Consider the following 12,362-nt stretch of genomic DNA (forward strand, 5'->3'; position numbering starts at 1 on the left):
TCTGCTGGGCGGTCTGGAAGGGCTCACCGAAAGGTGGGCCCTTTTTTGTTGTCTGCGATTTGCAAAACTTTTGCAAAACCCTCCGTAGAGTGCCAGTTCGACTCCGCGCTTAATCGATCTCCGGGCATTCCAAATTCCATGAGTAGACCTTCATGGTTTTTATATCTTCGCCCACGGTTCCTGCTCCAAGGCAGGTTCTCTGTTCGGTGTAGTTGAGCTGATGTGTTGAATTCCCATGGTGCAGGATTCAATTTCTACGAAGCCTTTTCTCTTTACGATGTTTTCTACGCCAAACTTCCCTGAGCAGGTCGGGTGGCGGAAGATTGAGGAATCGCCGTTCGTCGCCAGCGTCCTTTGAAAAAGTGTGGATATTGAATAGGTTACGATTGTTACTAACCAGCCAGTTATCAAAAAAATGTTGTTACTGTTCGTGGAATTAAGTAACATTCGCCCCGCGTTCACCACCACGGTTTATGCATTTTTAAATCCCAAGCTTCCATCAGCTGCTTGGGATTTTTTTTGCCTGCGATTTGGCATCTGCTGTTTCAAATTCTCCTCGCAATGCCTCATCGCGCCCGACGATTCCGTCGCAAGCAAATCCCTGCTTTTTCGACTACTACTGACTGGCCGATTTTCAACTCTTTCTGATGGAAGTGTGTCGATGCTGGTTCACTGGTTTCTCGCAGCTGTTCATCTGCTGGCTTTTGCTTTGGGCTTTTGGGCGGTTCTGACTCGCGGGGCGGCATTTAGTCGCCTGGCTGCCGGTTCAGGCGAGGCCAAGCGCGTTTTACTGGCCGATAACCTGTGGGGCATTTCTGCGTTGATTCTGCTGGTGACAGGCGGGATGCGGGCTTTTGGCGGCTTTGAAAAAGGCACTGACTATTATCTTCACCAGTCACTGTTTCATCTGAAGATGACCCTGTTTGTGCTGATTTTGATTGTAGAGCTCGCCCCGATGATCACGTTGATCAAGTGGCGGATCGCATCTGCGCGCGGCGCGGTACTCGATACCGGGCGCGCGAGGCTGTACGCCCGAATCAGTCATGTCGAGGCATTGTTGCTGGTGCTGATGGTGGTTGCGGCGACGGGGATGGCGCGTGGCGTGACATTCGGTTAGAGGGCAAATTCTCTGCGGTCTATCGGAAACGTCCGACAGCCAGCCAGGGGGAGGGCAGGTAGTATCGTGCGGCAAGGGAATAGAGGGGGGAAGTAGAATCGGCTTATCGTGTCAGGCGCCGTACCCAGCAGAGTGGGGAGCGGATGGCAAAACGGCGCATGAAGCTCTAGCCAGTCATTCCACAAGGTAAACGGACTGGCTACTGACTGCGAGGCGGCTCAGGGAGTTTGTGGTTTGTCCGGGGCGGTCAGGCCAGCCTGAATGCGCTGGTAAATCTCTTCTCTGTGCACGGCAACGTTTTTCGGAGCGTTGATACCAATGCGGACCTGTTGGCCGCTTACGCCCAGAATGGTGATAGTGATGTCATCACCGATGTTTATGCTTTCACCGACTTTGCGGGTGAGTATCAGCATGGTCTTCTCCTTGATTGCTTTGTAGGGCACCTGATTCAGACAGTGCAGAGGTCGGTGGTACGTATAGATTAGTGCGAAGTCTCACGGTTTGGGTGCCTCTTTCTGACGCGCAGATGCGGCATTAATTCCCAGGGCGTAACTATACAGAGGCTGCAGGCATCAATCTCGTTGTTTTGTGCCCATTTTGCGGGGCTCGCGAAGTATTTATGAATGATAAGATCGCGGCTTTGAGAATTTCGAGGAAAGCGTTGTGCGCAAATTGGTTTGGGTAGTCGCGGCACTGGTATTGGCAGGGTGTGGTGAAGGCAAGAATGCAGACGCACCAAAACCACAGTCGGCAGCAGTGACGGCGCCGGCGGCGGCCGCTGCACCACAATGGGATCTCGAAGTGCGCGGTGAAACGCCACAGGCTATCAGCGACCTGAGTGGCTGGTTGATCGAGCACGCCTTCGTACCTACGGTGATCAAGGACAGCAGTGGCAAAGCGCGAATTCTGATTGGTCCTTTCAACTCGCAAGCCGACGCTGAGGCCCGAAAAGTACAAGTGGATGCTGCTCTGGTGAAAGCCAAGAAGCAGAATATTGAATCGGTAGTGATCGAGCACCCGATCACGCCGTAAACGCTGCGTTTCAGCGGAGCGACCTAAAGGACCTTGGATGTGGCTCGTCTTATACGAGTCAGTCACGATTTTCCGAAGGAGCTCCGCATGGCCTCCGCCAATCCTTACAAGCTGTTCGACGTCATCCTGCATCGCAAAACCTTACTCAGCCCGCACATGATGCGGATCACGCTGGCCAGTCCTGCTGTTAAAGAAATGGCCACTTGGGCGCCTGATCAAAGGGTGAAGCTGTTTTTTCCTGCGGCTGATGGTTCGCCTGCCAGGCTTGCTCAGGGAGAGGGTTGGTACGCCCGGTTCAAGGCAATGATTGCCGATCGACGTCCGGCCATGCGCACTTACACCATTCGCCATTTGCGTGCAGAACAAGGCGAAGTGGATATTGATTTCGTCCTGCATGGCGAAACCGGACCTGCTTCGCGTTGGGCGCTTCGGGCGCAGCCCGGTGATTCGATGCAGGTTCTCGCTCCGGATCGCCGGTTTTCAGCACGGGACGCCGGAGGATTCGAATGGAAGCCGCCGCAGACCCTCAAGCAGGTTTTGCTGGTCGCCGACAGCACCGCGCTACCTGCGGCCATGGGCATTCTCGATGAGTTGGCCGCTATGGCCGAGCCACCTCTGACTCAAGTGTTTTTCGAAGTCGACAGTGTCGAGGATATGCTGGCAGTTCCCGATTGGGCCGGGCTGACGGTGCAGTGGCTGATCCGGGACCAGGCCAGCGCCGGTACGTTGATGGCGGCGGCGGTACAGAAAGTCGTTCCAGCCATTCATGCCTCATCCATCGGCAAGGCTGTCGAGTTGGCCGAGGTCGATATCGATAAAGAGATTCTTTGGGAAATAGCCGAGACAGCCAGTGAGGGTTTCTATGGCTGGATCGCTGGAGAAAGCGCTGCAGTGATGAGCCTGCGCAGATACCTGATCAAAGAGTGCGGGATCCCGAGGGAGTCGCTCAACCTGATGGGTTACTGGCGCTACAACAAGGCGGGCAGCTAGCCACAAAAAAGGCCTCGGACATGACGTTCGAGGCCTTTTCGTTTAAGTGGTCGATCAACCGCAGGCTTTCATATTCACCGGACCGACAAATTCATTGCCGCGCCCCATCACGCACGCCATGCTCTGATTGCGCTGGCGCTCCCAGTCTTGCACCGGGTAAGTCTTGTCCCATGCCTCATACAATTGCCGATCCTGCTTCGACAGGCGCAAGCCGTACTGCTTGCTCATGTAGAAGTATGTGCGGGCAATCATGCCGCGAATCGACGGGCGAGGCATGACCTTCTTCGCCTTGAAGTCGACCTGGGTCAGGCACGAACCGTATTGCCCGGATTGCACTGGCAGCCAGCCGTAGCTGAAATTGCTGCGATCGCCATTGACCTCGCCAATGCTCGGCACCAGGTTATGCAGATCGGCTTCAGCCTTTTGATAGCTTGGGTCGTATCGGGTGCAGTTCTTGCGGCCGCCTTCCTGCCAACACTGACGCTGATGGCCGAACTGCCAGGCCGGCACGATGTGTTCCCATTCAATACGTGACGCACGTTTGGCATTCTTGCGCGGTACGTAACCGCAAGCCTTCAGGTCAACCTTGTTGCCGGTGTACTTGCACCCGCAATAAAACTCTGTGGACTGCGGTGCATAAAGCTTCCAGGCAACCTTCTTGGCTTCGGTAAATGTGCGGGGGGCGCCAGCCTGGGCACCCATGGCGATGAACAGCAACAGCAGAGCAAAACAGCGGACACTCATTGAATCAATCTTCCTTCGGCACAACCCAAAAAATCTGCACGCCACCGTCGTCGCGATAGGCAAGGGTAACGTTGTCGTTCTCGTCGATTTCCTCGAGCAGGCGCTCCCACTCGTCCATCGGCTCGTCCGGCAGACGGAAGATCAGTGCCGCTTTGGCTTTCTGTGCGGTGGGGGAATTGATGATTTTCTGAACGCGCATGCCCATGCGTTCGTAAGCGTCAGGAGCATCAGGGGAGGTGGCCACGAGGTTATCCTTATTAAGCTGTACGTGCATACAGTATTTAACTGTAAGCATTTTCGCAACTGCTTAAAATTCAAGAAAATCCTCTGACAGCGCTTTTCCGATTTTGGTGTAGGTCGTGTCGAATTTTTTGTGGGAAAAGTGCGAGAGCGTTGTGAGCGATGCACCACCCGCCCGACAGGCGAATGGTGCAGGGTGCCCAATCAAGAATTGATTGGGCGAAGGCCCATCAATATTCCCAGAACATCCGTTGCAGCTCTTTGCTGTCGTTGGTTTTGGTCAGGGCGACCATTGCCAGGATGCGGGCTTTTTGCGGGTTCAGGTCGTGAGCCACAACCCAGTCGTACTTATCATCTGGCTGTTCGGCGTTACGCAGGACGAAGCCGCCAGCGTTGACGTGGGAGGAACGAATGATTTGCACGCCATCCTTGCGCAGTGCTTGCAGGCTCGGAACTACGCGAGAGGACACCGAGCCGTTGCCGGTACCGGCGTGGATGATTGCCTTGGCACCGGATTGTGCGAGGGCCTTGTAGGCAGTATCGCTGACGTTGCCGTAGGAATAAGCGATTTCTACGTCAGGAAGGCTCTTGATGTTTTTGATGTCGAATTCAGAATCCATGGTGTGACGCTTGGCTGGCAAGCGGAACCAGTAGGATTTGCCTTCTACCACCATGCCCAGTGGGCCCCAGGCACTTTTGAAGGCTTCGGTCTTGATGTTGATCATCTTGCTGACGTCGCGACCGGACTGGATTTCATCATTCATGGTCACCAGTACGCCTTTGCCGTGCGCTTCTTTGCTGCTGGCTACGGCCACGGCGTTGTACAGGTTGAGCATGCCGTCTGCAGACATTGCGGTGCCCGGACGCATCGAGCCAACCACGATGATCGGCTTGTCGGTTTTTTCCACGAGGTTGAGGAAGTAGGCGGTTTCTTCCAGGGTGTCGGTGCCGTGGGTGATGACGATGCCGTCGACGTCTTTGCTGTCGGCCAGTTCGGCTACACGACGACCCAATTGCAGCAGGTTTTCGTTGGTGATGCTTTCCGAGGCAATCTGCATGACTTGTTCGCCACGCACGTTCGCCAGTTTGCTCAGTTCGGGAATGCCGGCGATCAATTGTTCGACGCCAACCTTCGCCGCCTGGTAGGTGGCGCTGTTGGCGGCGCTCGCGCCAGCGCCGGCGATGGTGCCGCCGGTGGCTAGTACTACGACGTTAGCGAGCTTGGTCTGGGTTTCGACTTCTTTCGCCTGAAGGGCGGTGGGCAGGAGCAGGAGGAGGGCCAAAGCGCCCGGAACCAAAGTGTTGAAAGCAGATTTCATTATTTTTCTCTCTAGTAGTGAGACGGTGCTGATGCAGGTTCATCTAGATGCACTCCGAGCCGATCTGGATGCCCGGGGTGCGGTGAAGGGAGCAGGATCTGTACCAGCCGTACTTTGCGTCAGAGAAATGTTTAACTCGATGATTTACATCAAGATTTTATTAGTTGGCAAATCGCGGGACGAATCGTTTATCCGGGTTTCCGAACAATGGGCGCTTTCTCGTTCGGCTCTCCGAAAAGGACTACTGCTTTTGTCGAGTGATTCCAGTGGCCGGTTTCGGCTTTTGTGCTAAAGAAACCTTCGCGGGGGCCGATGGTTGTTCAAGTAAACAGAATCTAGGGAGTTCACATGTCACTGACGGTCGGTTTATCTAGTCCTGCTGCAGTCACCATCGGCGGCAAAACCGCAGCGACAATCAATGCATTGAGTGAGGCGGGAGCTGAGGCTTCCACCGAGGCGCTGGGCACTGAGAAAGAATCGAACAATCAGGTCCGGACCGGTGGTGCTGCTGCGCCAGAAGACAGCAAGGCTGAAAGCGGCGACAACCTGAGCGTCACGGTCAAGATGTTGCTCAAGCGCATGCAGGAATTGCAGAAGCAACTTCAGGAGCAGCAACAACAACTGGCGGCCGCACAGGCCAAGAGCTATCCGACGCCTGAGGCCAAATCGCAGGCGGTGATGTCCATTCAGGGGCAAATCGCGCAAACCAGCGCTGCGATGGCAGAAGTGGCCGGTGCACTGGTCAAGGAAATGACGAAGAGTTCCACCAGCGGTAATCTTGTCAGCACCACGGCATAAGCAGCGGAGGGCGAGTCGGACGATTCGCCCTAAAAAAAATGACGATTTCTGATTGTTGACAAATGTCGGCGGGATTCGCATAGTTCGGTCTACGCAAACGTTTGCGCGGCTCTCCCGGCGCTATATGGCCCGCAGATAGCCAAGTAGCTTACGCCAGCGCAAGCGTTGCTCACAATAATCATAAGATCGGAGTGAACCCATGAAGCTGCCATTCGCTGGACGTCTTCTTGCTGTCGCTATGCTGGCTGCCACAGCCGCCGCACTACCTGTCTCTTCGGCATTCGCCGAATCCGCCGAAAAACCTAAAGTCGCGCTGGTCATGAAGTCTCTGGCCAACGAATTCTTTTTGACCATGGAAGATGGTGCCAAGGCCTACCAGAAAGAACACTCCGCCGATTTCGACCTGATCTCCAACGGCATCAAGGATGAAACCGACACTGCTGGCCAGACCCGCATCGTCGAGCAAATGATTCTGGCCAAGGTCAATGCACTGGTCATTGCGCCTTCCGATTCCAAGGCCATGGTGCCGGTGATCAAGAAAGCCGTCGACGCTGGCATCACCGTGATCAACATCGATAACCAACTCGATCCGGCAATCGTCAAAAGCAAAAACATCAGCGTGCCTTTCGTAGGTCCGGACAACCGCAAAGGTGCGCGTCTGGTCGGTGAGTACCTGGCCAAGCAGCTGAAGGCCGGTGACGAAGTCGGCATCATTGAAGGCGTGTCCACCACGACCAATGCCCAGCAGCGCACTGCTGGCTTCAAGGATGCGATGGATGCGGCGCAAATCAAGATCGTTTCCCTGCAGTCCGGTGACTGGGAGATTGACAAGGGTAACAAGGTTGCCGCCTCTATCCTCAGCGAATACCCAGACGTCAAAGCACTGCTGGCCGGTAACGACAGCATGGCCGTCGGTGCTGTTTCCGCCGTACGTGCCGCCGGCAAGGCTGGTCAGGTTCAGGTCGTCGGTTACGACAACATCAACGCGATCAAGCCAATGCTGAAAGACGGTCGCGTGTTGGCCACGGCTGACCAGTTCGCTGCCCGACAAGCGGTGTTCGGCATCGAAACCGCGCTGAAAATCATCAAGGGTGAGAAAGTTGACAGCGGCGCCAACGGCGTGATCGAAACACCGGTCGAGCTGGTCACCAAGTAAGTCTTCTGGCGACACAACGGCGCTCGTCCGTCCGGGCGAGCGCATGGAGAGTTTTTATGTCAGTTTCCGCCCCGAACGCTGTCCTCTCGGTCAGCGGTATCGGTAAGACCTATGCGCAGCCGGTGCTCAGCGGCATCGATCTGACGCTGATGCGCGGTGAAGTGCTGGCGCTGACCGGCGAGAATGGTGCCGGTAAAAGTACCCTGTCGAAAATCATCGGCGGACTGGTCACCCCGACCACCGGCCAGATGCAATTCCAAGGCAAGGACTACCGTCCGGGCAGTCGTACCCAGGCTGAAGATCTCGGCGTGCGTATGGTCATGCAAGAACTCAATCTGCTGCCGACCTTGTCGGTCGCGGAAAACCTGTTTCTCGACAATCTGCCAAGCAATGGCGGCTGGATCAGCCGCAAGCAACTGCGCAAAGCGGCGATCGAAGCCATGGCGCAAGTCGGTCTCGACGCCATTGATCCGGATACGCTGGTTGGCGAGTTGGGTATCGGCCATCAGCAGATGGTCGAAATCGCCCGCAACCTGATTGGCGACTGCCATGTGCTGATTCTCGACGAACCGACCGCGATGCTCACCGCGCGCGAAGTTGAAATGCTCTTTGAGCAGATCACCCGCTTGCAGGCGCGCGGCGTTTCGATCATCTACATTTCCCACCGTCTCGAAGAGCTGGCCCGAGTCGCACAGCGCATTGCCGTGCTGCGTGACGGCAATCTGGTCTGCGTCGAGCCGATGGCCAATTACAACAGCGAGCAACTGGTAACGCTGATGGTCGGTCGCGAGTTGGGTGAGCATATCGACATGGGCCCGCGCAAGATTGGTGCCCCGGCGCTGACGATCAAAGGACTGACGCGCTCCGACAAAGTTCGCGATGTCTCGTTCGAAGTCCGTGCCGGCGAGATCTTCGGGATTTCCGGATTGATCGGGGCAGGGCGCACAGAATTGCTGCGCCTGATCTTCGGTGCAGACACCGCCGACAGCGGCACCATCGCCCTCGGTTCGCCAGCCAAGGTCGTCAGCGTACGTTCGCCGGTTGATGCGGTGCGTAATGGCATCGCGTTGATTACTGAAGATCGCAAAGGTGAAGGCCTGCTGCTCAGTCAGTCGATCAGCGCCAACATCGCCCTCGGCAACATGCCGGAAATTTCCACTGGTGGGGTCGTCAACAACGGCGAAGAGATCGCTCTGGCGCAGCGTCAGATCGACGCCATGCGCATCCGCAGTTCAAGTCCGACACAACTGGTCTCAGAGTTGTCTGGCGGCAACCAGCAGAAGGTCGTGATCGGCCGCTGGCTGGAGCGTGACTGTTCGGTGCTGCTGTTCGATGAGCCGACCCGAGGCATCGACGTTGGTGCCAAGTTCGACATTTATGCCCTGCTCGGCGAACTGACGCGCCAAGGCAAAGCACTGGTGGTGGTGTCCAGTGATCTGCGTGAACTGATGCTGATCTGCGACCGGATCGGCGTGCTATCGGCAGGGCGCTTGATCGACACCTTCGAGCGGGATAGCTGGACCCAGGATGACTTGCTTGCCGCCGCGTTCGCCGGCTACCAAAAACGTGATGCGCTGCTCAATGAAGCGGCGCCTAGGGATCTCCCATGAAAACTGCTTCTCCTGCCGGCAAACGTGGTGGCAACTTCTATGGCCTGGGCACTTATCTGGGCCTGGCCGGTGCCTTGCTGGCGATGATTGCGCTGTTCTCGGTCTTGAGCAGCCACTTTCTGTCCTATAACACCTTCAGTACCTTGGCCAACCAGATTCCCGATCTGATGGTGCTAGCGGTCGGCATGACCTTCGTGTTGATCATCGGTGGCATCGACCTTTCGGTGGGTTCGGTTCTGGCGCTCGCCGCTTCGACGGTCAGCGTCGCCATTCTTGGCTGGGGCTGGGGCGTGTTGCCGTCAGCATTGCTCGGCATGGCAGTGGCGGCACTGGCCGGTACGGTCACTGGTTCGATCACAGTGGCGTGGCGCATTCCATCGTTCATCGTTTCCCTGGGTGTGCTGGAAATGGCTCGGGGACTGGCCTATCAGATGACCGGATCGCGCACCGCGTACATCGGTGACTCGTTCGCTTGGCTGTCGAATCCGATCGCGTTCGGCATCTCGCCGTCGTTCATCATTGCCCTGCTGGTGATCATCATTGCTCAAGCGGTTTTGACCCGCACCGTGTTCGGTCGCTACCTGATCGGCATCGGCACCAACGAAGAGGCGGTGCGTCTGGCGGGGATCAATCCGAAACCCTACAAGATTCTGGTTTTCAGCCTGATGGGCCTGCTGGCCGGTATCGCCGCGCTGTTTCAGATTTCCCGTCTGGAAGCCGCTGACCCGAATGCCGGTTCTGGTCTGGAGTTGCAGGTGATCGCCGCTGTGGTGATCGGCGGCACCAGCCTGATGGGCGGGCGCGGTTCGGTGATCAGCACGTTCTTCGGCGTGTTGATCATCTCCGTGCTGGCGGCGGGTCTGGCGCAGATCGGGGCGACCGAACCGACCAAACGAATCATCACTGGCGCGGTCATCGTGATAGCGGTGGTACTCGATACTTATCGCAGTCAGCGCGCCAGTCGCCGGGGCTAAGAAATGGCAACGATCAAGGACGTGGCAGCCCTCGCGGGAATTTCCTACACGACGGTGTCGCATGTGGTGAACAACACGCGGCCGGTCAGTCAGGAAGTGCGGCTGAAAGTCGAGGCAGCGATCAAGAGCCTCGACTATGTGCCAAGTGCAGTGGCGCGCTCGTTAAAGGCCAAGACCACTGCAACCATTGGCCTGCTGGTGCCGAACAGTCTCAACCCGTACTTCGCGGAGTTGGCGCGGGGCATCGAGGATTACTGCGAGCGTAACGGCTACTGCGTGATCCTCTGCAACTCCGATGACAATCCTGACAAGCAGCGCAGCTATTTGCGTGTGTTGCTGGAGAAGCGCATCGACGGTTTGATCGTCGCCTCCGCTGGCGGTGACAGCGGTCTCGCGCAGGGACTGGCCGGGGTGAAAACGCCGATGGTCATCGTCGACCGTGGTCTAGACGGTGTCGATGCCGATCTGGTGCGCATCGACCACGAATACGGTGCATACCTGGCGACCCGTCATTTGCTGGAATTGGGTCACCGCGACATTGCCACCATCGGCGGCCCGGCCAGTACCAGTGTGGCGCAGATGCGTCAGGCCGGTTATTGCCGGGCGCTGAAAGAGGCGGGCATCGACGTCCGCCAGGAGCGCATGCTGGAAAGCGACTTCACCAGTACGGGTGGATACAACGCGGCGGCGATTCTTCTTGAGAGCAATCCACCGAGCGCGATCTTTGCCGGTAACGACATGATCGGCATCGGTGTGCTGCGTGCGGCGGCGGAACGTAATGTCCGCGTGCCGAGCGAGTTGTCGGTGATCGGTTTCGACGATATCCAGATGAGCCGTTACGTATATCCGGCACTCACCACTGTGGGGCAATCGATCCTGCAGTTGGGCGAGATGGCGGCCGAAGTGCTGTTGCGAAGGATTGCTACGCCGACTCTGGGTACCGATCAGCGGATCGTGACCCCGAGTATTGTCTTGCGCGAATCGACCGCACCGTTGTCCGGCGTGTTCACCGAATACCGCTGAAACCGAATTGACGAGTAATGATGTATGCCAGCAAATGTAGTGGTAATAGGCAGCCTGAACATGGACCTGGTGACCCGGGCGCCACGGTTGCCCGTAGGTGGTGAAACGCTGATCGGTCATTCGTTTGCCACGGTTTCCGGTGGCAAGGGCGCCAATCAGGCGGTGGCCGCAGCGCGTTTGGGCGCACAGGTGGCAATGGTCGGCTGCGTTGGCAATGACGACTATGGCGTGCAATTGCGTGACGCTCTGCTGGCTGAGCAGATCGATTGTCAGGCCGTGAGCACGGTCGAGGATTCCAGCGGTGTGGCGTTGATTGTGGTCGATGACAACAGTCAGAACGCCATTGTCATTGTCGCCGGTGCCAACGGTGCCATGACACCCGCAGTGATCGATCGGTTTGATGCGGTGCTGAAAGACGCCGACGTGATCATCTGCCAGCTGGAAATTCCGGATGCCACGGTGGGGCATGCGCTCAAGCGTGCCCGCGCCCTCGGCAAAATCGTCATTCTCAATCCGGCACCGGCCAGTCGTCCGTTGCCGGCAGACTGGTTTGCCGCGATCGACTACCTGATTCCCAACGAGAGCGAAGCGAGCGCATTGAGCGGATTGCCGGTGGATTCGCTGGAAGCCGCAGAAGCTGCTGCCAGCCAGTTGATCGCCATGGGGGCGGGCAAAGTCATCATTACTCTGGGGGCTCAAGGCTCGCTGTTCGCCAATGGCAAGGGCTTCGAGCATTTCCCTGCGCCGAAAGTGAAGGCCGTCGACACTACAGCGGCAGGTGACACCTTCGTCGGTGGTTTTGCCGCTGCGCTGGCCAATGGCAAGTCCGAGGCCGAGGCTATTCGCTACGGACAGATTGCCGCTGCGCTGTCGGTAACTCGTGCCGGCGCGCAGCCGTCCATTCCAACCCAATCCGACGTACAGGCCTTTGAACCCGTATGAAAAAGACTCCTTTGCTTAACGTCGCCTTGTCGCGGCTGATCGCGTCCTTGGGCCATGGCGACATGGTGGTTATTGGTGATGCCGGGTTGCCAGTGCCGCCGGGTGTCGAGCTGATTGACTTGGCGCTGACCCACGGCGTCCCGGATTTCATCAGCACTCTGAAAGTCGTGCTCAGCGAGATGCAGGTGGAAAGCCATGCGCTGGCCAAAGAAATCTTCGACAAACAACCGACCGCGCTTAATACGCTGGATGAGTTGAATGAAGAGGGGGCCCTGGGTCGTCGCGATCTGCTCAGTCATGAGCAATTCAAGGTTCTCAGCCGACAGGCTCGGGCGATTGTTCGTACAGGTGAATGTCAGCCGTACTGCAACATCGTGCTGGTCGCTGGAGTCACCTTTTAACTTTTGATTTCACAAG

The 12,362-nt window shown here is 57.0% G+C and carries 14 protein-coding genes; 10 read left to right on the forward strand and 4 right to left on the reverse strand.

All coding sequences use genetic code 11. The features are described 5' to 3' along the window. Positions 1-661: 661 nt before the first annotated feature. Positions 662-1,117: a DUF2214 family protein gene (locus PspR84_RS10270; protein WP_160060067.1), complete on the forward strand. Its 456-nt coding sequence runs from the start codon at positions 662-664 to the stop codon at positions 1,115-1,117. Positions 1,118-1,335: 218 nt separating this feature from the next. Here the strand turns inward: PspR84_RS10270 and csrA are convergent, their stop codons facing one another. Next, positions 1,336-1,530 carry a carbon storage regulator CsrA gene (gene csrA, locus PspR84_RS10275; RefSeq protein WP_003179932.1) on the reverse strand — a complete coding sequence of 65 codons (195 nt, stop codon included), beginning with the start codon at positions 1,528-1,530 and terminating at the stop codon, positions 1,336-1,338. A gap of 250 nt (positions 1,531-1,780) precedes the next feature. On the opposite strand from csrA, the gene PspR84_RS10280 reads away from it, so the two are divergent. Next, positions 1,781-2,149, forward strand: coding sequence for an SPOR domain-containing protein (locus PspR84_RS10280; protein WP_160057159.1), 369 nt, complete (start codon positions 1,781-1,783; stop codon positions 2,147-2,149). An 87-nt stretch (positions 2,150-2,236) separates the two neighbouring features. Continuing rightward, a complete protein-coding gene (locus tag PspR84_RS10285; RefSeq protein ID WP_160057160.1) occupies positions 2,237-3,139 on the forward strand; it encodes a siderophore-interacting protein in 903 nt (300 codons plus the stop codon). A gap of 54 nt (positions 3,140-3,193) precedes the next feature. Here PspR84_RS10285 and PspR84_RS10290 read toward each other — a convergent pair whose 3' ends face one another. The 3 genes from PspR84_RS10290 to PspR84_RS10300 all read right to left on the reverse strand — a co-directional run bounded on the left by PspR84_RS10290 (position 3,194) and on the right by PspR84_RS10300 (position 5,442). Beyond that, positions 3,194-3,883 (reverse strand): endonuclease I family protein, encoded by a 690-nt coding sequence (locus tag PspR84_RS10290; protein ID WP_160057161.1) that lies wholly within the window; start codon positions 3,881-3,883, stop codon positions 3,194-3,196. Between the two features lie 4 nt (positions 3,884-3,887). After that, the gene (locus PspR84_RS10295; RefSeq protein WP_034152753.1) at positions 3,888-4,178 is read right to left on the reverse strand and encodes a DUF1654 domain-containing protein; all 291 of its coding nucleotides are present in this window, start codon (positions 4,176-4,178) and stop codon (positions 3,888-3,890) included. A 175-nt stretch (positions 4,179-4,353) separates the two neighbouring features. After that, complete coding sequence (locus PspR84_RS10300; protein ID WP_160057162.1) at positions 4,354-5,442, reverse strand: asparaginase; 1,089 nt, start codon at positions 5,440-5,442, stop codon at positions 4,354-4,356. A gap of 348 nt (positions 5,443-5,790) precedes the next feature. Here PspR84_RS10300 and PspR84_RS10305 point away from each other — a divergent pair, with 348 nt between their 5' ends. From PspR84_RS10305 to rbsD, 7 genes are all read left to right on the forward strand, one after another. Beyond that, on the forward strand, positions 5,791-6,240 hold the full coding sequence (locus PspR84_RS10305; RefSeq protein WP_160057163.1) for a hypothetical protein: 450 nt from the start codon (positions 5,791-5,793) through the stop codon (positions 6,238-6,240). A 199-nt stretch (positions 6,241-6,439) separates the two neighbouring features. Next, entirely contained in the window at positions 6,440-7,396 is a 957-nt protein-coding gene (locus PspR84_RS10310; RefSeq protein WP_034152750.1) for a sugar ABC transporter substrate-binding protein, read from the forward strand. A 56-nt stretch (positions 7,397-7,452) separates the two neighbouring features. Beyond that, the gene (locus PspR84_RS10315) at positions 7,453-9,006 is read left to right on the forward strand and encodes a sugar ABC transporter ATP-binding protein (RefSeq protein WP_160057164.1); all 1,554 of its coding nucleotides are present in this window, start codon (positions 7,453-7,455) and stop codon (positions 9,004-9,006) included. Continuing rightward, positions 9,003-9,980, forward strand: coding sequence for an ABC transporter permease (locus tag PspR84_RS10320; protein WP_095123149.1), 978 nt, complete (start codon positions 9,003-9,005; stop codon positions 9,978-9,980). Before PspR84_RS10315 ends, PspR84_RS10320 begins: the two co-directional genes overlap by 4 nt. Before the next feature lie 3 nt (positions 9,981-9,983). Then, positions 9,984-11,003 (forward strand): LacI family DNA-binding transcriptional regulator, encoded by a 1,020-nt coding sequence (locus PspR84_RS10325; protein ID WP_160057165.1) that lies wholly within the window; start codon positions 9,984-9,986, stop codon positions 11,001-11,003. Positions 11,004-11,027: 24 nt separating this feature from the next. Next, the gene (rbsK, locus tag PspR84_RS10330) at positions 11,028-11,945 is read left to right on the forward strand and encodes a ribokinase (protein ID WP_160057166.1); all 918 of its coding nucleotides are present in this window, start codon (positions 11,028-11,030) and stop codon (positions 11,943-11,945) included. Then, entirely contained in the window at positions 11,942-12,346 is a 405-nt protein-coding gene (rbsD, locus tag PspR84_RS10335; protein ID WP_160057167.1) for a D-ribose pyranase, read from the forward strand. The genes rbsK and rbsD overlap by 4 nt, the downstream gene beginning before the upstream one ends. Positions 12,347-12,362 lie beyond the last annotated feature (16 nt).

The organism is Pseudomonas sp. R84, assembly GCF_009834515.1.
Taxonomy (GTDB): Bacteria; Pseudomonadota; Gammaproteobacteria; order Pseudomonadales; family Pseudomonadaceae; genus Aquipseudomonas.

Coding starts and splice junctions, on each gene's coding strand:
- PspR84_RS10295 (WP_034152753.1), bottom strand. CDS start 4,178: ATGCTTACAGTTAAATACTGTATGCACGTACAGCTTAATAAGGATAAC.
- PspR84_RS10315 (WP_160057164.1), top strand. CDS start 7,453: ATGTCAGTTTCCGCCCCGAACGCTGTCCTCTCGGTCAGCGGTATCGGT.
- rbsD (WP_160057167.1), top strand. CDS start 11,942: ATGAAAAAGACTCCTTTGCTTAACGTCGCCTTGTCGCGGCTGATCGCG.
- PspR84_RS10285 (WP_160057160.1), top strand. CDS start 2,237: ATGGCCTCCGCCAATCCTTACAAGCTGTTCGACGTCATCCTGCATCGC.
- PspR84_RS10270 (WP_160060067.1), top strand. CDS start 662: ATGCTGGTTCACTGGTTTCTCGCAGCTGTTCATCTGCTGGCTTTTGCT.
- PspR84_RS10310 (WP_034152750.1), top strand. CDS start 6,440: ATGAAGCTGCCATTCGCTGGACGTCTTCTTGCTGTCGCTATGCTGGCT.
- PspR84_RS10300 (WP_160057162.1), bottom strand. CDS start 5,442: ATGAAATCTGCTTTCAACACTTTGGTTCCGGGCGCTTTGGCCCTCCTC.
- rbsK (WP_160057166.1), top strand. CDS start 11,028: ATGCCAGCAAATGTAGTGGTAATAGGCAGCCTGAACATGGACCTGGTG.
- PspR84_RS10290 (WP_160057161.1), bottom strand. CDS start 3,883: ATGAGTGTCCGCTGTTTTGCTCTGCTGTTGCTGTTCATCGCCATGGGT.
- PspR84_RS10320 (WP_095123149.1), top strand. CDS start 9,003: ATGAAAACTGCTTCTCCTGCCGGCAAACGTGGTGGCAACTTCTATGGC.
- PspR84_RS10305 (WP_160057163.1), top strand. CDS start 5,791: ATGTCACTGACGGTCGGTTTATCTAGTCCTGCTGCAGTCACCATCGGC.
- PspR84_RS10325 (WP_160057165.1), top strand. CDS start 9,984: ATGGCAACGATCAAGGACGTGGCAGCCCTCGCGGGAATTTCCTACACG.
- csrA (WP_003179932.1), bottom strand. CDS start 1,530: ATGCTGATACTCACCCGCAAAGTCGGTGAAAGCATAAACATCGGTGAT.